Raw genomic sequence first — 25,228 nt, forward strand, 5'->3', positions numbered from 1 at the left:
CACAAAGTTGACACATCATATAAACTAAGTTCATAACAAATGATAAATAAAATAACAAATGTTACAAGAAACAGATTTTTGTTAATTTTTATAACATTTGTTAAAAGTTTCAGATTATTTTTCTAGCAATCTACCCGAGAAGCAAGAAAACCTGAAAGGATGATTTTTATGTCAATCTATCAACAATTGTTAGCTCGAGAACGCAGTGGAGATCCAATCAAAGTAGGAATTATTGGGGCAGGCCAAATGGGCTTTGGACTCATTTCACAAATTTCTAAAATTCCAGGCATGATTGTAGCAGGTGTTTGTGATATTCACCTTAGTGCAGCAGAGAAGGCAGCGAATTTTTACAAGCAGCATGCGAAGCCGCATCAAATGGTCGTCACAAATGATTATAGAGAAGTGATTCAATCAGATTTTGTGGAAGTAGTTGTAGATGCAACAGGTGTTCCAGAAGTCGGAGCAAACATTTCTTTGGAAGCGCTTAATTCAAAAAAACATCTCGTTCTTTTAAATGTAGAAGTTGATATTACCATCGGTTTGGTGATGCATAAATTATTCACAAATGCAGGACTTGTTTACTCTGGATCAGCTGGTGACGAACCGGCAGCAACACTAGAATTATATGAATTTGCGAAAACAATGGGACTTGAGGTGCTCGTTGCTGGGAAAGGCAAGAACAACCCATTCTTCCCAGAAGCAAATCCAGATACGTGTAAAGCAGAAGCAGATAGTAAACATATGAGTGCACATATGCTCGCTGCCTTCCAAGACGGAACAAAAACAATGGCAGAAATGAACTTATTAAGTAACGCGACAGGGCTTTTGCCAGATAAAGTCGGTATGCACGGAGTCGAAGCAAATTTAGAGAATGTAGCAGATAAATTGAATCAAAAACAACAAGGCGGCGTGCTCGATAACTTCGGAGTCGTTGAATATGTAAATGGGCTAGCACCAGGCGTATTCGTTATCGTCAAGAGTGATCTTGAGCCAGTAGATGAAGAGCTTCGTTACTTAAAAGTTGGAAAAGGTCCTCACTACACGCTTTACCGTCCCTTCCATTTAGCGAGTCTTGAAACACCTGTTACCATCGCCAAAGCGGTCTTACAGCATGACTCATCGATCCACCCGATTGGTGTACCAGTGTCAGAAACAGTCGCTGTTGCGAAAAGAGATATTCAAGCAGGAGAATCACTTGACGGAATTGGCGGATACTCCGTAAGAGGTGTACTTGAAACGCATCAAGACATGAAATCGAACGGTCATATTCCAATTGGCTTAATCAGCGGAAAAGTCGTAGCGAAAAAAGACATCAAATTAGGACAGTTCCTCACTCATGATGATGTAGAGCTTGATTCAAACACAACCGTTTGGAAGCTGCGTTCATTACAAGATCACTTATTTCAATCATAAGGACGTGAAGCTATGGAAAAATTAGCAATCGTACTTTGTATCATTCTCATCGTGCAGTATGGATTATCTTTTATTCAGATCAAGTATTACCGCAAAAGCATGGACTCACTAATTGATGACTACAGAGGGAAACAGGGATATCACTTATTTTCAGGAATGGAACGGCGCAAAGTTGGCCCTGGGGCCATTGCGCTCATCATTGTGGATGAATCGTATATCATTCAAAAATGTCATGTGCTTGGCGGCGTGTCGATCTTATCTAAATTTAAAGAAGTTCCTTCATATGAAGGAAAGCATGTAGGGGCTGTGCTGGACGAGCACCACATGATGAAGAAAACATTGAAAAAACGTAAAAAGACGCCAGCTGTCATGCAAGCACTATCCATGGCGGCTGAGCAGGCACTTGTCTCGATTTCGAAAAAAAATATAACAAATGTGAACTAAAGAAAGGGGAGATGAAACATGGAATGGATTCAATGGTTTGGAGAGCACTTTATCGGAATGTTTGAAGCCGGCGGAAAGCAATTCATGGGTCTTGTTACAGGTATCGTTCCAACGCTTGTTGTGTTACTTACTTTCACTTATGCTGTCATGAAATTTATTGGAGAAGAGCGAGTGAATAGAGCCATTCAGTTTGCAGCGAAGTATACCATTTTGCGCTACACGTTAATGCCGATCTTATCCGTTCTTATTTTGACAAACCCAATGGCTTATACGTTTGGCCGCTTCTTACCTGAAAAACAAAAACCAGCATTCTATGATTCAGCTGTTTCATTTGTTCATCCGGTGACATCACTGTTCCCGTATGCCAACGCAGGAGAACTATTTGTCTACTTGGGAATTGCGAACGGGATTAAAGAAGCTGGATATTCAATGTCAGAGCTTGCTGTTCGTTACTTCTTAGTCGGGATCGTCGTCATTTTACTACGCGGAATCATTACTGAATGGATTACAAAATATTTAGCAGGAAAAATGAAAGCGAATTCACAATAGGGGAGGGTTAAACATGACAAACCACAAAGTATTTGTTGCAAAAGGTGCTGGCGGATGGGGAGAAGGCTTAGAGCTTGAACCAACTGGTAAAAGAAGAAAGGTTGTTTCCATTACAGGTGGAGGCATTCACCCAGTTGCACGTAAAATTGCAGAAATGACAGGGACAGAAGCATGTGACGGCTTTAAAAACTCCATACCAGAAGATGAAATGATGTGTGTTGTCATTGACTGCGGAGGAACAGCGCGAATCGGACTTTATCCAATGAAACGCATTCCTACTGTAGACGTTTTGGCATCCTCTCCTTCTGGACCGCTTGCTAAACATATTACAGAAGATATCTTCGTATCAGGCGTAACAGAAAAAGATATTTCCTATGCAGAAGCATCTGATGGTGAGGCAAAAGCAGAAGGTCAGGAAAACAGTGAGTCGATTGACAAAGAGAATTTCAAAGAGACGTATGCAAAGCTGAAAGAGGAAAATATCGAGCGGCAGGAAAAAGGCAATTTTCTGATGAGATTCTCGCGTGGAATTGGGAAAGTCACCGGTACGTTCTACCAGGCTGGCCGTGATTCTGTTGATATGCTTTTGAAAAACATTATTCCATTCATGGCATTTGTCAGTATGTTAATTGGAATTATCAATTATACAAAAATTGGTGACCTGATTGCCCATTTTCTATCACCTTTGGCAGGATCTCTTTGGGGGCTCTTACTGCTCGTAGTGGTCTGTACATTGCCGTTCCTATCACCAGTCTTAGGACCTGGAGCAGTCATTGCCCAAGTTATCGGCGTTCTGATTGGTAGTCAAATCGCACTAGGAAACATTCCGCCTCAATTTGCACTTCCTGCACTATTTGCCATCAACGGTCAAGTAGGGTGTGATTTTATTCCAGTGGGGCTGTCACTTGGTGAAGCGAAGCCGGAAACGGTACAATATGGGGTACCAGCTGTTTTGTATAGCCGTCTCATTACAGGGGTTCTATCTGTTGTGATCGCATACGTTGCTAGCTTCGGTATGTATTAAACGTATTAAAGGAGGAATCGAGATACATGGTAACACAATCTGTCGTAAAAGAAATTGGGATCTTAGTCCCGCAATTTAAAGAAGATAAGCTGATTGTATTATTTGGACCCGCAGCGCCGCAGGAATTAAGAGATATGTCTGTCATTCATGAGTTCGAACATCTAGAAGAAGAGCCGCTGAAGCTGGGCGGAACCATTCAAGTGGGCGATCAAACGTACACGATCACAGCCCTCGGCAATAAAGCAAATGACAACTTTAAAGAGCTCGGCCATATTTCGATCTACTTCCAAGAGCCGTTTGATGATGTATTACCAGGAGCTGTATTTGCATCCCCGCACACGTTTCCTGATATAAAAGAAGGCGTACGAATTGAAATTTCGTAACCATGTAAAAAAAGCTGTTCCTAAAAAGGAGCAGCTTTTTTACATGAGGTTTACCAGAAAGAGCATTTACGATATGCTGTAAACATTCATTGTTTGTATATTCAGAATTTTTACTCAGGAGGAAGTTATCGTGTCACTTGAATTGAAGAATGTTTCATTAAAACGAAATGGGAAATGGCTCCTGCAGTCTATTGACTGGCAGGTGAACAAGCAGGAACACTGGGTACTTTACGGTTTAAATGGTGCGGGGAAAACCGCATTATTAAATATGCTCTGCTCTTATTATTTCCCCACGTCAGGCGAGATGACAGTGCTGGGACATGTCTTTGGCAAGGAGGCTCTTGGTGAAAAGCTCAGGAGGAAAATTGGTCTCATCTCAGCAGGACTTGAAAAGAAATTGCACAGAGACGACAATGCTTTTGAAATTGTGCTGAGCGGCGCATTTGCTTCTATCGGGCTTTATGAAACCCCGACAGATGAAATGAGAGAGAAAGCCATTGATCTATTAAAAGCATTCGGTTCATTCAAATATGCCAACAGAACTTATGAAACACTCTCACAGGGAGAGAAGCAAAAAGTCTTGATTGCGAGGGCTTTAATGAATGATCCGCAGCTCTTGATTTTAGATGAACCTGTGACGGGTCTTGATTTTCTAGCAAGAGAGCAAGTGCTGGAGACCATCTCATTGATTGCAGCAAAACCTGATGCGCCTACTTTGCTCTATACGACCCATCATGCAGAGGAGATTCTGCCTGTTTTTCAGCATACCTTATTATTAAAAAATGGATCTGTTTTTGATCAAGGAGAAACAAAAGAGATGATGACAAGCGGCCTACTTTCTTCTTTTTTTGAATGTCCGGTAGATGTCATGTGGAGAAATGGCCGTCCGCATTTAAGTAAATTATAGATAATAGAAACTATTGGTCTGCGTCCCTGCTTTTCCATCATACATATTATAGTAGAAAACGAAAGGCGGGGAAGGACAGATGATCAGCATTTCTGAATTCCAAATCAAGGATGTCGTCGATGTATCCAGCGGGAAAAAACTAGGTACCATTGGGGACATTGATATTAATGTCACAAGCGGCAAAATCCAAGCGATTATTATTGGCGGCACAGGTAAAATGATGGGATTTTTCGGAAAAGAAGAGGAAATGATTGTCCCATGGCGAAATATAGTAAAAATTGGCGAAGATGTGATACTTGTCCGCTTGTCTTCTTAATTCGTATAACTCCTCAATGAATCATTCAATTTTTCCTTAAAATAAACTCTTCATTCTTAGCAAACAATGTCTTTTTCGGGTAAAAAGATTACGTTTTCATATCAATTTGAAAAAAAACCTGCAGAAAGGGCACATTTGAGTGTAATATTTAATGAATCCCACTAACTGTCTATGTATGTCTTGTGGTAAAATAGGAGCGAAATAAAGAGAGATGAATGAAAGGTGGGAGGCAGCTTTGACACACAAATATGACCCCTTTCAGCAGAAATCACCATATGCAATGACCATTCATGATTGGACGAACATGACATGTTCTGGTAAAGAGGTATTGTCCGGGTTTACAACAAAAAATGGCGGCTTCAGCCTTTTTCCATATCAATCATTGAACACTGGACTCCATGTAGGAGATGATGCTTCTAGTGTTCAAATGAATCGTCAAGTCATAGCAGATGCTGCTGCTGTGCCGCTCTCTGATTGGGTGTTTGCAGACCAAACACACGAGGATCGCATCCTGAAAGTCACCAAGGAGCAAAGAGGAAGAGGAAGTCTTCATTATGATGAGGCACTGCCAGGTACAGACGGTTTATATACGTCTGAGACGAACATGATGCTCGCTCTTTGTTTCGCTGATTGTGTTCCGCTTTATTTTCTAGCTCCGCAAAACGGATTAATTGGAACGGCTCATGCCGGCTGGAAAGGAACCGTCAAGCAAATTGGTGCAAAGATGGTTGATGTATGGGTCAGCCAAGAAGGTGCCAAGGTCGATCAGATTCAAGTCGTCATTGGACCATCCATTGGCAGCTGCTGCTACATAGTCGATGACGTCGTCATGGATCAAGTGAAACAGCTTCCTTTTTCAACAGAGGATGTGTATTCCGAGATTTCACAAGGACAATATAAAATTGATTTGAAAACACTAAACAAAAACGTATTGCTTCATGCAGGAATAAAAGAAGAAAACATACATGTCAGTTCGATGTGCACAAGCTGCAATGATCAGCTTTTCTTCTCACACCGGCGTGATCAAGGGAAAACAGGACGTATGATGTCTTTTGTCGGGTTTAAGGAGGCATAAGTGCAATTGAATGTACGAGAGAATCTCAGACAAATAAATGAACAAATAAACGAAGCATGTAAAAGAGCCGGTAGACAACCAGCAGATGTATCAGTCGTCGCTGTGACAAAATATGTCTCGATTGAACGAGCACTAGAAGCCAAGGAAGCAGGGATTGTGCACTTTGGTGAAAATCGAGACCAAGGGTTACTTGAAAAGCAGGCGGCCATAACCGATGAAAACATTAACTGGCACTTTATCGGCAGTTTACAAACACGAAAAGTGAAATCAGTCATTCAGACAATTGACTACTTACATTCGCTCGACAGGATGTCTCTTGCGAATGAAATTGAAAAAAGAGCGGATCACACAGTTCGCTGTTTTGTACAAGTGAACACATCACTTGAGGAGTCAAAACACGGCTTGAAAAGTGAAGACGTCATTCCATTTGTGAAGCAGCTCGCTGATTTCAAACAGATTGAAATTGCAGGACTGATGACGATGGCTCCATTTACAGAGGATCACACTGTGATTCGCAACTGTTTTAAAGCATTAAAAAACCTTCAAGAAGAAGTAAAACATCTTAACCAAGTAAATGCACCTTGTCAGCATTTATCGATGGGCATGTCAAATGATTTTGAAATCGCAATTGAAGAAGGTGCGACATTCGTTCGGATTGGCTCTTCACTTGTTGGAAATGAAACAGGAGGTGCGTGACATGAGCATAAAAAATAAGTTTAAAAGCTTTTTCACTCTCGACGATGAAGAGTATGAGTACGAATATATTGATGAAGAAAGAGAACCCGTTCAAGAAGAAAAAGGAACGAAGGACAAAGCAGCATTTCAAGAGCGCCCGCAGACAGGAAAACAAAATGTTGTCAGCTTGCAAAGCGTGCAGAAATCCTCTAAAGTGGTGTTAAGTGAGCCGCGTGTTTATGCAGAAGCGCAGGAGATTGCAGACCATATTAAAAACAGACGTGCAGTCGTCGTGAATTTGCAGCGCATTCAGCATGATCAAGCAAAGCGAATCATTGACTTCTTAAGCGGAACCGTTTATGCAATCGGTGGAGACATTCAGCGTATTGGCTCGAATATATTCCTCTGCACACCTGATAATGTAGATGTATCTGGCACAATATCAGAGCTATTGACAGAGGAAGAACCTCAGAGGTGGTAAATTATAGTGATTCTATATTACATTTTCCAGCTTTTACAGACTGTATTAACGATTTACTCATTCGCGATTATTATTTACATCTTTATGTCATGGGTGCCATCTGCAAGAGAAACTGTAGTTGGCCGTTTTCTGACAAATATATGCGAACCGTATTTAGAACCATTTCGTAAAATTATTCCGCCAATCGGTATGATTGACATCTCGCCGATTGTGGCATTGCTTGTAATTCGTTTTGCATCATCATATGGACTAACTGGTCTTTACAATATGATTGTGCGCTTCATGTAAACAGGCTGCCGGGCTTGGCACTGCCAGGCTCTTTTACATAAGAGGGGAACAAAATGAGCGATATCTATCAGCATTTTAGAAAAGACGAACAGCCATTTGTCGACCAAGTGTTAGGCTGGAAAAAAATCGCACTCGACCAATATCGAATGAAATTAACAGACTTCCTTGATCCGCGTGAGCAATTTATTACCGAGTCCGTCATACAGCATGCTGAAGAACTTGGGATCATGTTTTTTGGCGGGTATGCGGGAGCGGAGCGCAAAAGAGCTCTCATTTATCCTGATTATTTAGAACCTTCTATTGAAGATGTTGAGCTGTCATTTTTTCAGGTGAACTATGCGAAAAAGTTTATTTCACTAGAACACCCGAAGCTTCTCGGCTCATTGATTGGGACAGGCTTGAAGCGTCAAAAATTCGGAGATCTATTATTTTCAGAGGAAGATGTGCAGTTTATTTGTACAAGTGATGTCGCTGATTTTGTGCGGGCGCAGCTGACACATGTCGGCAGAGCCTCCGTTTCATTAGAGGAAATCACGCAGGCAGAAATAAAGCCAGTGATGACGAAGACTGATATCAAAGAAGATACCATCTCTTCACTTCGGCTTGATGCTGTATGTGCTGCTGTCAGCCGTCAGTCTCGGCAAAAAGCACAGCTTTTAGTCAAAAATGGACTTGTCAAAGTCAATTGGAAAGTCACTGAGGACCCTTCCTTTACAATCGGTGAAGGCGATCAGCTCTCTGTTCGGGGATTTGGCCGCTTTAGCCTCAAAACGATTGATGGGAAGACCAAAAAAGATAAATTCAAAGTAACATTTGAGCTTATGACATAACGAACTTGAATCTGGAGGTGGCGAGGTTGCCATTAACACCTAATGATATTCATAATAAAACGTTCACAAAAAGCTTTCGCGGCTATGACGAAGACGAAGTAAACGAGTTTTTAAGCCAAGTACGTAAAGACTACGAGATCGTACTCCGTAAAAAGAACGAGCTTGAAGACAAAGTAAACGAGCTTGACGAAAGACTAGGTCATTTTGCCACAATTGAAGAGACATTAAACAAATCGATTCTTGTGGCGCAGGAAGCAGCAGAAGACGTTAAGCGTCATTCTGATAAAGAAGCAAAATTGATTATTCGTGAAGCAGAGAAAAATGCTGACCGAATTATCAACGAAGCGCTGTCAAAATCAAGAAAGATTGCAATGGAAATTGAAGAGCTGAAGAAACAATCGAAGGTCTTTAGAACTCGTTTCCAAATGCTCATCGAAGCGCAGCTTGATCTTCTGAAAAATGACGATTGGGATCATTTACTGGAATATGAAGTGGACGCTGTCTTTGACGAAAAAGAATAAGCGCATCATCTTGACATGACGTGCTCATGTTGCATATAATACCATCATAAATTAACAAGAGATAAACGTTTGAAAGGGACACTCGCAGCTGTCACATGCGTAATTAAGCGAATCAGGGATGGTGGAAGCCTGACATTACGAGACGCTGCAATGAGATCACCCCTTTAGTTCCTTTTCTGAAAAAACAGTAAGAAAAGGCGTCTGATCACGTTACGATTTTAGAGTGGATAAGCGGCTGCTTAAATAGCGCTTGTCTAAAAGGGTGGTACCGCGAGACAAGCCTTCTCGTCCCTTATGGGATGAGAGGGCTTTTTTTATTGTTTTTTAATCAGAATTTGCATGTGGAGGAATGGGTATGAACTACAAAGACACCTTATTAATGCCGAAAACAGAATTCCCGATGAGAGGGAATTTGCCGAACAAAGAGCCTGAAATCCAAGAGGAGTGGGCAGAGAAAGACATCTATCAAATGGTTTTAGAGCGGACAAAAGGACGCCCAACGTTTATTTTGCATGATGGGCCTCCATATGCGAATGGTGACATTCATATGGGGCATGCACTCAATAAAATCCTAAAAGATTTTATCGTCCGTTTTAAATCAATGAACGGATACCATGCTCCGTACGTACCAGGCTGGGATACACACGGGCTGCCAATTGAAACAGCTCTTACTAAAAATAAAAAAGTAAAGCGCAAAGAAATGTCTACAGCAGAATTCCGCAAACTATGCGAGGAGTATGCTTGGAAGCAAATTGAAGGTCAGCGCAGCCAGTTTAAACGCTTAGGCGTCAGAGCAGACTGGGACAATCCATATGTCACATTAAAGCCTGAATATGAAGCGCAGCAAATTCTTGTCTTTGGTGAAATGGCGAAGAGAGGCTATATCTATAAAGGATTAAAGCCAGTTAACTGGTCTCCTTCAAGTGAATCAGCTCTTGCTGAAGCCGAAATTGAATATAAAGACAAACGTTCACCATCGATTTACGTTTCGTTTAAAGTAAAAGATGGAAAAGGCGTTCTTGAAAACGGCGAACAATTCATTATCTGGACAACAACACCTTGGACGCTTCCTGCAAACCTTGGCATTTGTGTTCATCCGAACTTAGAGTACAGTGTTCTTCAAGTCGGTGATGAGCGTTATGTCGTTGCATCTGAACTTGTTGAACAAGTAGTAAAAACACTCGGCTTTGAAGAGTATGAAGTGGTCAAAACGCTAAAAGGAAAAGAATTAGACAACATCGTTGCAGAGCATCCAATCTATGGTAGAGATTCTCTTGTGATGCTTGGCGATCACGTGACAACTGATGCGGGAACAGGCTGTGTTCACACTGCACCAGGCCACGGGGAAGATGACTTTATTGTCGGTATGAAATACGGTCTTGATGTGCTCTGTCCAGTAGATGAAAAAGGTGTGATGACAGATGAGGCACCTGGTTTTGAAGGACTATTCTACGAGGATGCCAATAAAGCCATCACAGAACAGCTTGAAGCAAAAGGCGCGCTGAAAAAGCTCGACTTTATCACGCACTCCTATCCGCATGACTGGAGAACGAAAAAACCAACGATTTATCGTGCGACAGCTCAGTGGTTTGCATCCATTAAAGATTTTAGAGAAGCGTTATTAGACAATATTAAAGAAACGAAATGGGTTCCAGCATGGGGTGAAACACGCCTGTTCAATATGGTGCGTGACAGAGGTGACTGGTGCATTTCAAGACAGCGTGTATGGGGCGTTCCAATTCCGGTGTTTTATGCAGAAAATGGTGAGCCGATCATCACAGACGAAACCATCCAGCATGTATCTCAATTATTTAGAGAGCATGGCTCGAATATTTGGTTTGAAAAAGAAGCGAAAGAGCTATTGCCAGAAGGCTTTACACATCCAGGCAGCCCGAATGGTGAATTCACTAAAGAGCAGGACATCATGGATGTATGGTTTGATTCCGGTTCTTCTCACCAAGCCGTTTTAGAAGAAAGAGATGACCTAGTCCGTCCGGCAGATCTATACCTTGAAGGCTCTGACCAATATCGCGGCTGGTTTAACTCCTCTTTATCAACAGCAGTTGCTGTCACTGGAAAAGCGCCGTATAAAGGTGTCCTAAGCCACGGCTTTACGCTTGATAAAGAAGGACGTAAGATGAGTAAATCATTAGGTAACACGATTGACCCAACGAAGGTTGCGAAGCAGCTCGGTGCAGAAATTCTTAGACTTTGGGTATCTTCTGTCAACTATCAAGCCGATCATCCAGTGTCTGATGATATTTTGAAACAAGTAGCAGAAGTCTATCGTAAAATTCGTAACACCTTCCGCTTCCTGCATGGAAACCTATTTGACTTTGATCCAGCAGTAAATGCTGTGCCAGTAGAAGAGCTTCGCGAAGTGGATCAATACATCTTGATCAAATTAAACAAATTGATTGATAAAGTGAAAAAAGCTTATGATGATTACGAATTTGCGGTCGTCTATCATGCGATTCACAATTTCTGTACGATTGAGCTCAGCTCTTTCTATCTCGATTTTGCAAAGGATGTCGTCTACATTGAGCATGCGGATCATCCAGACCGCCGCAGCATGCAGACTGTCTTCTACGAAACATTAATGGCATTGGTGAAGCTGACTGCACCAATTCTTCCGCATACAGCAGATGAATTATGGAGCCACTTAAGCTTTGTTGAAGAGCCAAGTGTTCAGTTAACAGATATGCCAGAAGGTGTGGCAGTTCCTCAAGCTGAAGCGACAGAAGCGAAGTTTGACCACTTTATGGAGGTACGTGACGATGTGCTAAAAGCGCTGGAGATTGCGCGTAACGAGAAAGTCATCGGACGTTCACTTGAAGCAAGTGTGACGCTTTATGCGACAGACGAAGTGAAAAACCTTCTTGCATCCATTAAAGAAGATGTGAAGCAGCTCTTTATCATCTCTGAATTAACGGTAGAGGATAAGCAGCATGCAGATACATCGGCGCCTGAATATACATCAGGAAGAATTGTGGTTCAAAAAGCAGAAGGAGAACTGTGCGAACGTTCCCGCATTATTTCAAAAGATGTTGGTGCAAATCCGAAATACCCAACATTGTCGCTGAAAAATGCTGAAATCGTGGAGAAATATTACCAAAATTAACAGTGCGATAATCACAAGCTGGCGCCCCGTCATATGCGGGGCGTTTTCTTTTTTGAGAAAATGACAGCGTTTAGAACGAAAGGAAAAATCTTATGGCTTTAAAGTAACCAGGCAGGGCAACAATATGATTATCACGACAGGGCAGGAGTTGAAATAGCGACATGAATGGCGATTTAGAGACGATTTACACGGAACTCCTTCAAATAAAAGAAGAGCTGCAATCTAAACTGTTTGAATACGCATCATTTCGTTCACCCGCTGAGCATGTCTCGTTAAATGACGTTAAAACGACCACACTTCTTTATCACATCAAAGAAGAGCTGCAAGATGTGTCTCTCGCTATTGCAAAGATCGAACAAGGGACCTATGGCATATGTGAGGCGACAGGTAATATGATTCCGCTTGAACAAATGAGCATTCTTCCTACCGCCCGCACGGCTGACGACTTTTTATATCATAAGCAATACGAGAAAAAAGCATTCACTCCTTATCCTTCCGAATCAAATGATCCTCATTTTGAAGCCTTCCACATGTAGGGAGGTTTTTGTCTGTCAACTAAAGTTTCTTTACTCCTTCCTGTTTTCTTGATAAAATGCTTAAAGATCAAAGTATGAAGATGGAGGAACGTGTGTGTTCTATTACATAATCGCATTCGTTATCATTTGTTTAGACCAATTAACAAAATGGCTCATTGTCAAAAATATGATGCTCGGAGATTCTGTTCCAGTTATTGATGGATTCTTTTATATCACGTCTCACCGAAATTCAGGAGCCGCATGGGGAATTCTCCAAGGGCAAATGTGGTTTTTCTATGTGATCACACTCGTTGTTATTGCGGGAATTGTTTATTACTTACAAAAACATGGACAAAAGGACAAGCTGCTTGGAGTAGCGCTGGCCTTAATGCTTGGCGGAGCGATCGGAAACTTTATCGACCGTATTTTCCGTCAGGAAGTGGTTGATTTTGCTCATTTCGTATTTGGGGATTATCACTACCCAATCTTTAATATTGCAGATTCTTCTCTCTGTGTAGGGGTTATTCTGCTCTTCATTCAAATGCTGTTAGATGGAAAGAAAAATAAGGAGTCAACTACATGAATCAAGTAAATATTGCCGTTTCAGAAGAACAAACGAGTGAACGGCTAGATAAATTTCTAAGCACAACAGAACCAGAATGGTCAAGAACCCAAGTCCAGCAATGGGTTAAAGATGGGCTGATCGAAGTAAACGGGAAACAAGTAAAGGCCAATTACAAAGTACAAGCTGGGGATCAAATCAAAGTGGAGATTCCAGATCCGGAAGCGCTAGATGTAGAAGCAGAACCAATGGATCTTGATATTTATTATGAGGATGCAGATGTGTTAGTCGTAAATAAACCACGAGGAATGGTCGTTCATCCAGCGCCAGGTCATGTGTCAGGTACACTTGTAAATGGTCTGATGGCACATTGTACCGATTTATCAGGGATTAACGGTGTGATGCGTCCTGGAATTGTCCACCGAATTGATAAAGATACGTCTGGGCTGTTAATGGTTGCAAAAAACGATATCGCACATGAGTCACTCGTCAATCAGCTGGTGGCTAAAACCGTCACAAGAAAGTATACGGCGGTTGTCCACGGTATTATCCAGCATGATACAGGCACAATTGATGCACCAATTGGCAGAGACAAAAAAGACCGCCAAAGCATGACGGTCACAAAAGAAAATGCAAAACAGGCCGTCACTCACTTTGATGTGATTGAACGCTTTAAAGACTTCACGGTTGTCGAATGCCGTCTTGAAACAGGAAGAACACACCAAATTCGTGTTCATATGAAATATATCGGCTACCCTCTTGCAGGAGATCCGAAATATGGGCCGAGAAAAACAGTCGATTTTAATGGACAGCTGCTGCATGCAGGTGTTTTAGGATTCGATCATCCTAGAACAGGAGAATATATCGAGTTCACAGCACCAATTCCAGCTGATATGCGGGGCTTTATCGATTCATTAAGAAATAACGATTGACAGGCCGTTCTTTTTTTGAAATAATAAACGAAGAAATTGAGATTCTTTAAAACAGTCCAGAGAGGCTGAGAAGGATAACGGATCAATTTGTGCACGAGTATGCACAAATGAACGCCCCTCTCTGCCCTTTGCAGAAGGGGCTTTTTATTTGTCAAAAAGAGGTGTAAAAGATGGAACAAAAAGCAGTCATTCTTGATGAACAAGCGATCAGACGAGCGCTTACCCGAATTGCACATGAAATGATTGAGCGCAACAAAGGGATGAAGGATGTCATCCTTGCCGGGATCAAGACAAGAGGCATACATCTTGCAAAGCGCCTTGCAGAGCGCATCGAGCAAATTGAAGGAAATCCAGTCACTGTGGGTGAACTTGATATTACGCTATACCGTGATGACCTGACAAAAAAGACAGACAATCAAGACCCGCTTGTAAAGGGAGCAGACATCCCAGCTGACATTAATGACAAAACACTCATTGTCGTTGACGATGTCCTGTTTACAGGCAGAACCGTCAGAGCAGCTATGGATGCCCTTGTGGATGTAGGAAGACCATCTTCCATTCAGCTGGCTGTGCTCGTCGACCGGGGACACCGGGAGCTGCCAATTCGAGCGGATTATATCGGGAAAAACATTCCGACATCAAAAGCAGAGACCGTTATGGTTCAACTGAATGAAGTAGATCAAAACGACCTTGTCGCTATATACGAAAAATAACCTTTTTAAATGCATTCCAGAGAGTTTGCAAAGAGGGCAATAACAGAGACACCGAGCACACGGCTAACATGACGTGTCTGGTTTTTCTAGGCCTCTTTGCGCATACTCGCAAAGAGGCTTTTTTAATGAAAAAGGACACATCTAGGAGGAAAATCATGAGTCAGCAAAAAGCCAATTTAGGCATTCGAGATATCCCAAAACCATTCACATGGCTATCACTTAGCCTGCAGCATTTGTTTGCGATGTTTGGTGCAACCATTCTTGTACCAAAAATCATTGATATGAGTCCAGCCGTCGCGCTCATCTCAAGCGGTGTGGGAACGATTGTTTACTTAATCATCACAAGAGGACAAATTCCGGCGTATCTTGGATCGTCCTTTGCCTTCATCGCCCCCATACTGAATGTGAAAGCAACGGGCGGCCCTGGAGCCGCAATGGTTGGCGCCTTCATGGCGGGTGTTGCGTATGCGCTTATCGCCCTGTTCATTAAATGGCTCGGCACAGGCTGGCTGATGAAGCTTCTGCCGCCGGTTGTTGTAGGACCAGTCATTATGGTCATTGGACTTGGACTCGCTGGAACAGCAGTCAACATGGCGATGTATGTTGATCCGAATGCTACTGAGTTAGTTTACAGCCTCAAGCATTTAATGGTCGCTGGCTTCACACTGGCTGTCACGATTATCAGTATGATTTTCCTAAGAGGATTCCTTAGCTTAATCCCAGTATTAATCGGCATAATCAGCGGCTATCTCTTTGCCTTAACTCAAGGCATTGTGAACTTCCAGCCGGTCATTGACGCAAAATGGTTTGCCGTACCAGACTTCGTCGTACCATTTGTCGACTATACACCTGCTGTGACCTTAAGCATTCTCACAGTGATGGTGCCGGTTGCCTTTGTCACAATGTCTGAGCATATCGGCCATCAAGTGGTGTTAAGTAAGGTCGTAGGACAAGATTTTATTAAAAAACCAGGTCTTCACCGCTCCATTTTAGGAGACAGTGCGGCGACCATCTTCGCTTCACTTATTGGCGGACCACCAACAACAACTTATGGAGAGAACATTGGCGTACTTGCCATCACAAGAGTGTTCAGTATCTTCGTCATCGGCGGAGCAGCAGTGTTTGCGATCTGCTTCGGTTTTGTAGGAAAAATTTCAGCATTAATCAGTACAGTGCCGTCCGCGGTGATGGGAGGCGTTTCGTTCCTGCTCTTTGGAATCATTGCCTCAAGCGGCCTGAGAATCCTGATTGATCATAAAGTGAATTTTGAAGAAAAGCGTAATCTCATTATCGCATCAGTCATCCTAGTCATCGGAATTGGCGGGGCATTTATTGAGGTGAAACAAATCAATCTCACTCTATCTGGAATGGCACTTGCTGCGATTACGGGTGTCCTGTTAAACCTGATCCTGCCGCATCAAAAAGCGGAAGATGACGAGTCAAATGAATCAAATACAGAAAACCTTTTAAAAGAAGTCCAGTGAGGCTGACAAGGGTTCTAAATGGAGCAGAATGCACGAAAGTGCCGCTGCTTCTTTTGGAGAACCCTAAGCTGCCGAGGCTTAGGGTTTTTTTGAACCTGAAAGTGATGAAAAACTAGAGGGGGAAGAAAAAATGAATGATTTATCGACAATGAGCAGCTTGTCTAAAGAAGAGATTTTACAGCTGATTGAAGAAGCAGCGGCACTCAAAAAGGGGAAACAAGAACATGGACTAGCCGGAGAATTTGTGGCAAACCTCTTCTTTGAACCAAGCACAAGAACACGTTTTAGCTTTGAAGTAGCCGAGAAGAAACTAGGGATGAATGTCCTGAGCTTAGATGCGGCAAGCACCTCCGTTCAAAAGGGCGAAACACTTTACGATACGGTAAAAACACTGGAATCAATCGGAGTAAAGGCATGTGTGATCAGAGACAGCACCGATGAATATTATAACGAGCTGATCGGGAAGGTTGGAATTCCCATCATCAATGCAGGAGATGGCTGCGGACAGCATCCAACCCAATCACTGCTTGACCTCATGACCATATTTGAAGAGTTTGGCGGCTTTGAAGGCTTAACGATTTCGATTCATGGAGATATCAAACATAGCAGGGTAGCAAGGTCAAATGCTGAGGTTCTCTCAAGACTGGGAGCGACAGTCCTCTTTTCAGGACCTGCTTCCTTCCAGGATGAACAAAACCCTCACGGAACGTACGTCCAAGTAGATGAAGCCATCGCACAATCTGATGTGGTGATGCTGCTCAGAATCCAGCATGAGCGGCACGCTGAAAAAATGGGCAGTGATGATTACTTATCAACTTATGGATTAACAGTAGATAGAGCCAGCAAAATGAAAGAACGCGCGATTATTATGCATCCAGCACCAGTAAACAGAGGTGTTGAAATAGATGATTCATTAGTAGAGTCCAAGCAGTCAAGGATTTTCAAGCAAATGGAAAATGGTGTTTATATCCGAATGGCCGTATTAAAAAGAGCTTTTCAAAATAGCACACTACATCAAAAAGGGAGAGATTCTGTCTATGTCATATCTCATTAAAAACGGTTTTATCTTAACAAGCACAGGTGAAAGAGTGCAGCAGGATATTAGGGTAAAAGGAAAAGTGATTCAAGCGATGGGTCACCTAGAAAGAGAAGACGGAGAAGAGGTTATTGATGCAGCAGGGCTATTTGTGTCACCAGGCTTGATCGATCTGCATGTGCATTTAAGAGAGCCAGGCGGAGAGAAAAAGGAAACAATTGAAACAGGCTCTAAAGCAGCCGCAAGAGGTGGATATACGACCATTGCAGCGATGCCGAATACAAGACCGGTTCCAGATACAAAAGAGCAAATGGAATGGCTCATGAATCGAATCGAAGAAACCTCATCTGTTAGAGTACTGCCATACGCCTCCATCACAACGAGACAAATTGGGGAAGAGATGACGAATTTTGCAGCACTAAAAGAAGCAGGAGCCTTTGCTTTTACAGATGACGGTGTCGGTATCCAAACAGCAGGCATGATGTACGAAGCGATGAAACAGGCAGCAAGTCTTGATCAAGCGATTGTGGCGCACTGTGAAGATAACTCGCTCATTTACGGCGGGTGCGTTCATGAAGGAGAATTTTCAAAAGCAAATGGGTTAAACGGAATACCGTCAATCTGTGAATCGGTGCATATTGCAAGAGATGTTCTTTTAGCAGAAGCAGCGAACTGTCATTATCATGTATGTCATATCAGTACGAAAGAATCTGTGCGAGTCGTACGCGATGCAAAAAAAGCAGGCATCCGTGTGACGGCTGAGGTGTCACCGCATCACCTGCTGTTGTGTGATACGGACATTCCAGGTCTTGATACAAACTATAAAATGAACCCGCCGCTCAGAGGGAAAGAGGATCGCGAGGCATTGATCGAGGGACTGTTAGATGGAACGATTGATTTCATCGCAACAGACCATGCGCCGCATACAGAAGAAGAAAAGAACGAAACCATGCAGCGTGCCCCGTTTGGAATTGTGGGACTTGAAACAGCGTTCCCGCTTCTGTATACACGATTTGTCAAAACAGGCGAATGGACATTAAAAGAACTCGTTGATTATATGACAATCAAACCAGCAGAAGCCTTTTCCCTTCCATACGGAAAGCTTGAAGAAGGACACATAGCTGATATTACACTCATTGATTTAAACAAAGAAATGGCAATCGATAAAACAAGCTTCTTATCAAAAGGACAAAATACACCGTTTGACAAATTGACTGTATCAGGATGGCCAGTCATGACACTTGCATCTGGGAAAGTCGTTTATGAAGAGGGGAGACTAGTAAAATGAAGAGACGCTTAGTGCTAGAAAACGGAACAGTATTCGAAGGAACAGGCTTTGGCAGCTTAGAACCATCAGTCGGAGAAGTCGTCTTTAATACAGGGATGACGGGCTATCAAGAAATTTTATCTGATCCATCATACTGCGGACAAATTGTCACACTCACTTACCCGCTTATCGGCAACTACGGCATTAACCGTGACGATTTTGAATCGATCACACCGTTTGTGAAAGGGCTGATTGTGAAAGAGCTTTGTGAAAAGCCCTCAAACTGGCGCTCTTCATACTCACTCGATGAATATTTAAAAATGAAAAACATTCCGGGGCTGAGCGGAATCGATACACGGAAGCTGACTAGAATGATTCGAAGTGCAGGGACTTTAAGAGGGGCGTTTGCAGGACCTGATGAACAAGTGGAGGACGTTGTCCGCCGCCTTCAAACATTGCAGCTGCCAACTGATCAGGTGAGTCAAGTATCTGTGAAAAATGCGTACCCAAGCCCAGGCAGAGGAAAAAGAATTGTCCTTGTCGATTTCGGCATGAAGCACGGCATTTTGCGCGAGCTCAATAAACGTGATTGCGACGTCATTGTGGTGCCATACAACATCACTGCAGATGAAGTGCTGCAGCTAAAGCCTGATGGCATCATGCTTTCAAACGGACCTGGAGATCCTGTGGATGTACCGGAAGCCGTTGAGATGATTCAGCAATTGATTGGAAAGGTGCCGCTCTTTGGAATTTGCCTCGGACATCAATTATTTGCTCTAGCGTGCGGTGCAAGTACAGAAAAAATGAAATTTGGTCACAGAGGATCAAACCATCCGGTGAAAGAACTAGCAACTGGCAAGGTAACACTGACGTCTCAAAACCATGGCTACACGGTTAGCAGTATTAACGAAGACGTGCTCGAAGTCACACATATTGCCTTAAACGACAATACGATTGAAGGATTAAAACATAAAGAAGCACCAGCATTCACTGTTCAGTACCACCCAGAAGCATCACCGGGTCCAGAAGATGCAAACTACTTATTTGACCAGTTCATGGAAATGATTCATACGACTGAGAAAGAAGGGGAAGAAGTATGCCAAAACGCGTAGACATCAAAAAGATTTTAGTAATCGGATCAGGTCCTATCATCATCGGTCAGGCAGCGGAGTTTGACTATGCAGGCACACAGGCTTGCTTAGCACTAAAAGAAGAGGGCTATGAAGTCGTTCTTGTGAACTCTAACCCTGCGACCATCATGACAGATACAGAAATGGCCGACAAGGTATACATCGAACCACTGACACCAGAATTTTTAACACGAATCATTCGAAAAGAACGCCCTGATGCGATCTTGCCAACACTTGGCGGGCAAACTGGATTAAACCTTGCTGTTGAATTATCAGACCTTGGTGTATTAGCTGAATGCGGCGTTGAAGTACTCGGTACAAAGCTGTCAGCCATCCAAAAAGCAGAGGATAGAGATTTATTCCGTAATCTGATGAATGAACTAAATGAGCCTGTACCAGAAAGTGAAATCATTCATAACCTGGAAGAAGCAATGGCGTTTACGGATCAAATCGGTTTCCCTGTCATCGTCAGACCAGCCTATACATTAGGTGGAACGGGCGGCGGAATTTGTACAAACGAGCAAGAACTGAAGGAAATCGTTGAAAACGGCCTGAAGCTAAGCCCAGTTACACAATGCTTACTTGAAAAAAGCATTGCAGGCTTTAAAGAAATTGAATATGAAGTCATGCGAGACAGCGGTGACCATGCAATCGTTGTTTGTAACATGGAAAACTTTGACCCTGTCGGTATCCATACAGGTGACAGTATTGTTGTAGCACCAAGCCAAACGTTAAGTGATCGTGAATATCAGCTGCTTCGCAATGTGTCGCTTAAGCTGATCCGCGCACTTGGCATAGAAGGCGGCTGTAACGTTCAGCTGGCACTTGATCCAAACAGTTTTCAATACTATATCATCGAAGTAAACCCGCGTGTGAGCCGTTCCTCTGCGCTTGCGTCAAAAGCGACAGGCTATCCAATTGCCAAATTGGCAGCGAAAATTGCAGTCGGCTTAACGCTTGATGAAATGATGAACCCAGTCACAGGTAAAACCTATGCAGCCTTCGAGCCGGCACTTGACTATATCGTTTCAAAAATACCGCGCTGGCCATTCGATAAATTTGAATCTGCCAACAGACGTCTTGGTACGCAAATGAAGGCAACTGGTGAAGTCATGGCGATCGGCCGCACATTAGAAGAGTCTCTTCTAAAGGCTGTACGCTCACTTGAAGCCGATGTGCATCACATTGAATTAAAAGATGAAGCAGACATCACAAATGAAGTGCTTGAAAAACGGATTATCAAAGCGGGAGACGAACGATTATTTTATATCGCTGAGGCGCTTAGAAGAGGCTATACAGTCGAACAAATACACGAATTCTCAAAAATTGATTACTTCTTCCTTCATAAACTGGAAGGCATCATCGCCTTTGAGAAGACATTAAAAGAAAACAAAGGCAATACAGACGTATTAAAAGAAGCGAAAGAAAAAGGCTTCTCAGATATCTACATTAGCCGCGAGTGGAATATGAACGAAGCGGATGTCTACAAGCTCAGACAAGAAGCAGGCATTGTACCTGTATACAAAATGGTAGATACATGTGCGGCAGAATTTGAATCAGAGACACCTTATTTCTACAGCACGTATGAAGATGAAAATGAATCAGAACGTACAGACAAGAAAAGCGTTATCGTATTAGGTTCAGGTCCTATCCGAATTGGACAAGGGGTTGAATTTGATTATGCGACCGTTCACTCTGTGTGGGCAATTAAACAAGCAGGCTATGAAGCGATCATTATTAACAACAACCCTGAAACGGTCTCAACAGACTTTAGTATTTCAGATAAGCTCTACTTTGAACCACTCACTGTAGAAGACGTAATGCATATCATCGACCTTGAACAGCCTGAAGGAGTTGTCGTTCAGTTCGGCGGGCAAACGGCGATTAACTTAGCAGATGAATTATCAAATAGAGGGGTTAAAATTCTTGGAACTTCTCTAGAAGACCTAGACCGCGCAGAAAACCGGGACAAGTTTGAACAAACGTTAGAAACACTCGGCGTGCCGCAGCCTAAAGGGAAAACAGCAACGTCTGTGCCTGAAGCAGTAGCGATTGCCAATCAAATTGGCTACCCAGTCCTTGTCCGTCCTTCCTATGTATTAGGCGGCCGCGCGATGGAAATTGTGTATCAAGAAGCCGAGCTTCTTCACTACATGGAGAATGCGGTGAAGGTCAATCCGCAGCATCCAGTGTTAATTGACAAATATTTGACAGGAAAAGAAATTGAAGTAGATGCCGTGTCTGATGGCGAAACGGTCGTGATCCCAGGCATTATGGAACACATTGAAAGAGCCGGAGTTCACTCTGGTGACTCGATTGCAGTCTATCCGCCGCAAACATTGTCTGAGGACATCAAAGCGAAGATCGCAGAATACACGATCAAGCTTGCAAAAGGACTCAACATTATTGGGCTTTTGAACATCCAATTTGTCCTATCAAAAGGTGAAGTGTATGTACTTGAAGTGAACCCGCGATCAAGCCGGACGGTTCCTTTCTTAAGTAAAATTACAGGCATCCCGATGGCCAACCTTGCGACAAAAGTCATCTTAGGAGAGAAGCTCAAAAATTATGGCTATGAAGAAGGGCTTCACACAGAGCAAGAAGGAGTGTACGTTAAAGTCCCAGTCTTCTCTTTTGCTAAATTAAGAAGAGTCGATATTACACTCGGACCCGAAATGAAATCAACAGGTGAAGTCATGGGGAAAGATGTCACGATCGAAAAAGCCCTATATAAAGGATTGATTGCGTCAGGTATTCAAATTCCTAATGACGGAACAGTACTTCTGACAGTCGCTGATAAGGATAAAGAAGAAGGACTTGAGATCGCAAGAAGATTCCATTCAATCGGCTATCATATTTTAGCGACAGAAGGAACGGCGAATTATTTAAAACAAGCCTCCATTCCATCAAGTGTGGTCGGCAAAATCGGAGAGGAAGGCAAAAATCTTCTCGATGTCATCCGAAACGGGGAAGCACAATTTGTCATCAACACCTTAACAAAAGGAAAACAGCCGGCAAGAGACGGCTTTAGAATTAGACGTGAATCTGTTGAAAACGGAGTGGCCTGCTTAACGTCCCTAGATACAGCAGAAGCCATTTTAAGAGTGCTTGAGAGCATGACATTTAGAGCGGATGAAATGCCAGAAGTGAAAACGAATGCTGAGGTGACAGTAACGATATGAAAAAAGCATACTTGACGGTCGTCTCGAACCGAGAGATCGCTGATCATATTTACGAAATGACATTAAAAGGTGACCTTGTGGACTCCTTTCAAACGGCTGGACAATTTCTTCATCTAAAGGTCAGTGAATCCATGACACCGCTGCTGAGAAGACCGATCAGTATTGCCAACATTCATGCCGAGCAAAAAGAAGCAACCATCATTTACCGCGCAGAGGGAGAGGGCACAAAGCTCCTCTCCCAAAAGCGGGAGGGAGAATCAGTCGATGTATTAGGGCCGCTTGGAAACGGGTATGATCCTTCAGTCGTCCAGCCCGGAGAGACGGCATTACTAGTCGGTGGCGGAATTGGCGTACCGCCTCTATATGAACTGTCCAAGCGTTTAACGAAAAAAGGCGTCATCGTGAAGCATGTCCTCGGCTTTCAATCGAAAAAGGATGTATTTTACGAGGAGAAATTTCAAGCACTCGGTGATACGTTTATTGCAACGGTTGATGGCACATACGGTGCTAAAGGCTTTGTAACAGATGTGATAAAAGAGCAAAACCTAGGCTTTGATGTGCTACTTTCCTGCGGCCCAACACCTATGCTAAAAGCGCTGAAAGACACGTATCCTGATAAGCCCGTCTACATTTCGATGGAAGAACGAATGGGATGCGGGATTGGTGCGTGCTTTGCATGTGTCTGTCATACAGATCAGCTCGACAAACCTTACGTCAAAGTCTGTCTTGATGGACCTGTTTTTAAAGCAGAGGAGGTGGCATTGTCATGCTAAACGTTGAGTTACCGGGATTATCTTTAAAGAATCCAATCATCCCTGCATCAGGCTGCTTCGGGTTCGGGAGAGAATTTGCATCCTTATATGACCTATCATTGCTAGGCGGTATCATGATCAAAGCCACAACCCTTGAACCGAGATTTGGCAATCCGACACCAAGGGTAGCCGAAACAGGAGCTGGTATGCTTAATGCAATCGGCCTTCAAAATCCGGGTCTAAAAGGCGTGCTTGAAAATGAGCTGCCTTGGCTTGAACAATTTGATACACCTATTATTGCGAATGTTGCTGGCTCACAGGTTGATGATTATGTGGAAGTAGCCAAGCAAATCAGCCAAGCAAAAAATGTTCATGCCCTTGAACTGAATATTTCTTGCCCAAATGTGAAAACAGGCGGGATTGCCTTCGGTACAGATCCAAATATGGCGGCGTCATTGACAAAAGCGGTCAAGGAAGTCTCTTCTGTACCTGTCTATGTCAAGCTGTCACCTAACGTAGCCAATATTGTGGAGATTGCTCAAGCGATTGAAGCTGCTGGAGCGGATGGACTCACCATGATTAACACATTAATCGGTATGCGTTTAGATTTAAAAACTGGGAAACCCATCCTTGCCAATAAAACAGGTGGATTATCAGGACCAGCTGTCAAACCGGTCGCTGTGCGCATGGTACACGAGGTGAGTCAAGCGGTTTCTATTCCGATTATCGGGATGGGCGGAGTGCAAAGTGCTGAAGATGTACTTGAGTTTTTACTAGCAGGTGCAAGTGCAGTAGCTGTCGGCACAGCCAATTTTGTGAATCCGTTTATTTGCCCGGAAATTATTGAAGAGCTGCCAAAAGTGTTAGCAGCATATGGTTATTCATCTGTAGAGGAATGCATCGGAAGGAGCTGGAAACATGAAGCACTTGCCCATCATCGCGCTTGATTTTCCATCAGGGAAGAACGCGCTTGCCTTTTTAGACCCTTTTGAAGGGACACCATTATTTGTGAAGGTAGGCATGGAGCTGTTTTACCAAGAAGGACCTGCCATTCTTGATGCGCTGAAAGAAAAAAATTGCCGTATTTTTCTTGATCTGAAGCTTCATGATATTCCAACAACCGTGCAAAAAGCGATGAACCGGCTTGCTGCACTTGGTGTTGATTTGGTCAATGTGCATGCTGCTGGCGGGAAACGAATGATGCAGGCTGCGTTAGAGGGACTTGAAAGCGGAACCCCTGCCGGACAAAACCGCCCGGGCATCATTGCAGTGACCCAGCTGACTAGTACGTCAGAAGACATGATGAGAAATGAATTACTCATTGACCGTCCGCTGCAAGAGACTGTTATCCGGTACGGACAATTAGCATATGAAAGTGGGCTAGACGGGGTTGTTTGCTCTGTTCATGAATCTAAAGCACTTCATGAACATATTTCACCATCCTTTCTCACTGTAACGCCAGGAATTCGCTTACCGAATGATCAAACCGATGATCAGCAGCGCGTGGCGACACCTGCCTATGCAAAAGAGCAAGGTGTTTCACAAATCGTTGTCGGAAGATCAATCACAAAAGCTGATAAACCAATAGAAGCATATCATCAAATTTTGAAAGAGTGGGAGTGACTGCC

General features: G+C 43.1%; 26 protein-coding genes and 1 other annotated feature. All 26 genes read left to right on the forward strand.

What is annotated here, in order from left to right:
- The first annotated feature begins 168 nt into the window (after positions 1-168).
- Complete coding sequence (locus tag AOQ70_RS14945; protein ID WP_039178366.1) at positions 169-1,413, forward strand: NAD(P)H-dependent oxidoreductase; 1,245 nt, start codon at positions 169-171, stop codon at positions 1,411-1,413.
- Positions 1,414-1,425: 12 nt separating this feature from the next.
- Positions 1,426-1,857 (forward strand): transcriptional regulator GutM, encoded by a 432-nt coding sequence (locus tag AOQ70_RS14950; protein WP_039178369.1) that lies wholly within the window; start codon positions 1,426-1,428, stop codon positions 1,855-1,857.
- An 18-nt stretch (positions 1,858-1,875) separates the two neighbouring features.
- Positions 1,876-2,406: a PTS glucitol/sorbitol transporter subunit IIC gene (gene srlA, locus AOQ70_RS14955; protein WP_003210918.1), complete on the forward strand. Its 531-nt coding sequence runs from the start codon at positions 1,876-1,878 to the stop codon at positions 2,404-2,406.
- 13 nt (positions 2,407-2,419) lie between these two features.
- Positions 2,420-3,430 carry a PTS glucitol/sorbitol transporter subunit IIB gene (gene srlE, locus AOQ70_RS14960; protein WP_024426936.1) on the forward strand — a complete coding sequence of 337 codons (1,011 nt, stop codon included), beginning with the start codon at positions 2,420-2,422 and terminating at the stop codon, positions 3,428-3,430.
- Positions 3,431-3,456: 26 nt separating this feature from the next.
- A complete protein-coding gene (locus AOQ70_RS14965) occupies positions 3,457-3,813 on the forward strand; it encodes a PTS glucitol/sorbitol transporter subunit IIA (RefSeq protein ID WP_007499733.1) in 357 nt (118 codons plus the stop codon).
- A gap of 130 nt (positions 3,814-3,943) precedes the next feature.
- Complete coding sequence (locus AOQ70_RS14970) at positions 3,944-4,720, forward strand: ABC transporter ATP-binding protein (protein ID WP_047202116.1); 777 nt, start codon at positions 3,944-3,946, stop codon at positions 4,718-4,720.
- 79 nt (positions 4,721-4,799) lie between these two features.
- Positions 4,800-5,036 (forward strand): YlmC/YmxH family sporulation protein, encoded by a 237-nt coding sequence (locus tag AOQ70_RS14975; protein ID WP_008344958.1) that lies wholly within the window; start codon positions 4,800-4,802, stop codon positions 5,034-5,036.
- Between the two features lie 211 nt (positions 5,037-5,247).
- On the forward strand, positions 5,248-6,111 hold the full coding sequence (pgeF, locus tag AOQ70_RS14980; protein ID WP_059377069.1) for a peptidoglycan editing factor PgeF: 864 nt from the start codon (positions 5,248-5,250) through the stop codon (positions 6,109-6,111).
- 6 nt (positions 6,112-6,117) lie between these two features.
- The gene (locus AOQ70_RS14985) at positions 6,118-6,807 is read left to right on the forward strand and encodes a YggS family pyridoxal phosphate-dependent enzyme (protein ID WP_039183105.1); all 690 of its coding nucleotides are present in this window, start codon (positions 6,118-6,120) and stop codon (positions 6,805-6,807) included.
- 1 nt (position 6,808) lies between these two features.
- A complete protein-coding gene (sepF, locus tag AOQ70_RS14990) occupies positions 6,809-7,267 on the forward strand; it encodes a cell division protein SepF (RefSeq protein WP_003212271.1) in 459 nt (152 codons plus the stop codon).
- A gap of 6 nt (positions 7,268-7,273) precedes the next feature.
- Entirely contained in the window at positions 7,274-7,555 is a 282-nt protein-coding gene (locus AOQ70_RS14995) for a YggT family protein (RefSeq protein WP_059377070.1), read from the forward strand.
- A 53-nt stretch (positions 7,556-7,608) separates the two neighbouring features.
- Entirely contained in the window at positions 7,609-8,385 is a 777-nt protein-coding gene (locus AOQ70_RS15000; protein WP_059377071.1) for a YlmH family RNA-binding protein, read from the forward strand.
- Between the two features lie 26 nt (positions 8,386-8,411).
- Positions 8,412-8,906: a DivIVA domain-containing protein gene (locus AOQ70_RS15005; RefSeq protein ID WP_008344947.1), complete on the forward strand. Its 495-nt coding sequence runs from the start codon at positions 8,412-8,414 to the stop codon at positions 8,904-8,906.
- A 59-nt stretch (positions 8,907-8,965) separates the two neighbouring features.
- Positions 8,966-9,202 (forward strand) — a binding site (T-box leader).
- A gap of 59 nt (positions 9,203-9,261) precedes the next feature.
- Complete coding sequence (gene ileS, locus AOQ70_RS15010) at positions 9,262-12,027, forward strand: isoleucine--tRNA ligase (RefSeq protein WP_059377073.1); 2,766 nt, start codon at positions 9,262-9,264, stop codon at positions 12,025-12,027.
- A 161-nt stretch (positions 12,028-12,188) separates the two neighbouring features.
- A complete protein-coding gene (locus AOQ70_RS15015) occupies positions 12,189-12,563 on the forward strand; it encodes a TraR/DksA family transcriptional regulator (protein WP_059377074.1) in 375 nt (124 codons plus the stop codon).
- Between the two features lie 94 nt (positions 12,564-12,657).
- Entirely contained in the window at positions 12,658-13,125 is a 468-nt protein-coding gene (lspA, locus tag AOQ70_RS15020; protein ID WP_024424236.1) for a signal peptidase II, read from the forward strand.
- Positions 13,122-14,036, forward strand: a complete 915-nt coding sequence (locus AOQ70_RS15025; protein ID WP_039178386.1) for an RluA family pseudouridine synthase — start codon at positions 13,122-13,124, stop codon at positions 14,034-14,036. The genes lspA and AOQ70_RS15025 overlap by 4 nt, the downstream gene beginning before the upstream one ends.
- Positions 14,037-14,206: 170 nt before the next feature.
- The gene (gene pyrR / locus AOQ70_RS15030; protein WP_024424234.1) at positions 14,207-14,749 is read left to right on the forward strand and encodes a bifunctional pyr operon transcriptional regulator/uracil phosphoribosyltransferase PyrR; all 543 of its coding nucleotides are present in this window, start codon (positions 14,207-14,209) and stop codon (positions 14,747-14,749) included.
- Positions 14,750-14,904: 155 nt separating this feature from the next.
- The gene (locus AOQ70_RS15035) at positions 14,905-16,233 is read left to right on the forward strand and encodes a solute carrier family 23 protein (RefSeq protein ID WP_039178389.1); all 1,329 of its coding nucleotides are present in this window, start codon (positions 14,905-14,907) and stop codon (positions 16,231-16,233) included.
- 130 nt (positions 16,234-16,363) lie between these two features.
- Entirely contained in the window at positions 16,364-17,287 is a 924-nt protein-coding gene (locus AOQ70_RS15040; protein ID WP_047202122.1) for an aspartate carbamoyltransferase catalytic subunit, read from the forward strand.
- Positions 17,271-18,557: a dihydroorotase gene (locus AOQ70_RS15045; RefSeq protein WP_059377076.1), complete on the forward strand. Its 1,287-nt coding sequence runs from the start codon at positions 17,271-17,273 to the stop codon at positions 18,555-18,557. Before AOQ70_RS15040 ends, AOQ70_RS15045 begins: the two co-directional genes overlap by 17 nt.
- Positions 18,554-19,648, forward strand: a complete 1,095-nt coding sequence (locus AOQ70_RS15050) for a carbamoyl phosphate synthase small subunit (RefSeq protein ID WP_024424230.1) — start codon at positions 18,554-18,556, stop codon at positions 19,646-19,648. Before AOQ70_RS15045 ends, AOQ70_RS15050 begins: the two co-directional genes overlap by 4 nt.
- Entirely contained in the window at positions 19,633-22,848 is a 3,216-nt protein-coding gene (gene carB, locus AOQ70_RS15055) for a carbamoyl-phosphate synthase (glutamine-hydrolyzing) large subunit (RefSeq protein WP_059377078.1), read from the forward strand. The genes AOQ70_RS15050 and carB overlap by 16 nt, the downstream gene beginning before the upstream one ends.
- Complete coding sequence (locus AOQ70_RS15060; RefSeq protein WP_047202126.1) at positions 22,845-23,621, forward strand: dihydroorotate dehydrogenase electron transfer subunit; 777 nt, start codon at positions 22,845-22,847, stop codon at positions 23,619-23,621. Before carB ends, AOQ70_RS15060 begins: the two co-directional genes overlap by 4 nt.
- Positions 23,615-24,547, forward strand: a complete 933-nt coding sequence (locus tag AOQ70_RS15065) for a dihydroorotate dehydrogenase (RefSeq protein WP_059377080.1) — start codon at positions 23,615-23,617, stop codon at positions 24,545-24,547. The genes AOQ70_RS15060 and AOQ70_RS15065 overlap by 7 nt, the downstream gene beginning before the upstream one ends.
- A complete protein-coding gene (gene pyrF, locus AOQ70_RS15070) occupies positions 24,519-25,223 on the forward strand; it encodes an orotidine-5'-phosphate decarboxylase (RefSeq protein ID WP_059377082.1) in 705 nt (234 codons plus the stop codon). Before AOQ70_RS15065 ends, pyrF begins: the two co-directional genes overlap by 29 nt.
- Positions 25,224-25,228: the final 5 nt, after the last annotated feature.

The sequence above is a fragment of the Bacillus sp. AM 13(2015) genome, assembly GCF_001518755.1.
GTDB lineage: Bacteria > Bacillota > Bacilli > Bacillales > Bacillaceae > Bacillus > Bacillus safensis.

Bases quoted from the DNA above. Each gene is read 5' to 3' on its own strand.
- ileS (WP_059377073.1), top strand. From the start codon at position 9,262: ATGAACTACAAAGACACCTTATTAATGCCGAAAACAGAATTCCCGATG.
- AOQ70_RS14975 (WP_008344958.1), top strand. From the start codon at position 4,800: ATGATCAGCATTTCTGAATTCCAAATCAAGGATGTCGTCGATGTATCC.
- AOQ70_RS15045 (WP_059377076.1), top strand. From the start codon at position 17,271: ATGTCATATCTCATTAAAAACGGTTTTATCTTAACAAGCACAGGTGAA.
- srlE (WP_024426936.1), top strand. From the start codon at position 2,420: ATGACAAACCACAAAGTATTTGTTGCAAAAGGTGCTGGCGGATGGGGA.
- AOQ70_RS14965 (WP_007499733.1), top strand. From the start codon at position 3,457: ATGGTAACACAATCTGTCGTAAAAGAAATTGGGATCTTAGTCCCGCAA.
- AOQ70_RS15000 (WP_059377071.1), top strand. From the start codon at position 7,609: ATGAGCGATATCTATCAGCATTTTAGAAAAGACGAACAGCCATTTGTC.
- AOQ70_RS15060 (WP_047202126.1), top strand. From the start codon at position 22,845: ATGAAAAAAGCATACTTGACGGTCGTCTCGAACCGAGAGATCGCTGAT.
- sepF (WP_003212271.1), top strand. From the start codon at position 6,809: ATGAGCATAAAAAATAAGTTTAAAAGCTTTTTCACTCTCGACGATGAA.
- AOQ70_RS15050 (WP_024424230.1), top strand. From the start codon at position 18,554: ATGAAGAGACGCTTAGTGCTAGAAAACGGAACAGTATTCGAAGGAACA.
- AOQ70_RS15025 (WP_039178386.1), top strand. From the start codon at position 13,122: ATGAATCAAGTAAATATTGCCGTTTCAGAAGAACAAACGAGTGAACGG.
- pyrF (WP_059377082.1), top strand. From the start codon at position 24,519: ATGAAGCACTTGCCCATCATCGCGCTTGATTTTCCATCAGGGAAGAAC.
- pgeF (WP_059377069.1), top strand. From the start codon at position 5,248: ATGAATGAAAGGTGGGAGGCAGCTTTGACACACAAATATGACCCCTTT.
- srlA (WP_003210918.1), top strand. From the start codon at position 1,876: ATGGAATGGATTCAATGGTTTGGAGAGCACTTTATCGGAATGTTTGAA.
- AOQ70_RS14945 (WP_039178366.1), top strand. From the start codon at position 169: ATGTCAATCTATCAACAATTGTTAGCTCGAGAACGCAGTGGAGATCCA.
- AOQ70_RS15040 (WP_047202122.1), top strand. From the start codon at position 16,364: ATGAATGATTTATCGACAATGAGCAGCTTGTCTAAAGAAGAGATTTTA.
- AOQ70_RS15015 (WP_059377074.1), top strand. From the start codon at position 12,189: ATGAATGGCGATTTAGAGACGATTTACACGGAACTCCTTCAAATAAAA.
- carB (WP_059377078.1), top strand. From the start codon at position 19,633: ATGCCAAAACGCGTAGACATCAAAAAGATTTTAGTAATCGGATCAGGT.
- AOQ70_RS14950 (WP_039178369.1), top strand. From the start codon at position 1,426: ATGGAAAAATTAGCAATCGTACTTTGTATCATTCTCATCGTGCAGTAT.
- AOQ70_RS15065 (WP_059377080.1), top strand. From the start codon at position 23,615: ATGCTAAACGTTGAGTTACCGGGATTATCTTTAAAGAATCCAATCATC.
- AOQ70_RS15035 (WP_039178389.1), top strand. From the start codon at position 14,905: ATGAGTCAGCAAAAAGCCAATTTAGGCATTCGAGATATCCCAAAACCA.
- pyrR (WP_024424234.1), top strand. From the start codon at position 14,207: ATGGAACAAAAAGCAGTCATTCTTGATGAACAAGCGATCAGACGAGCG.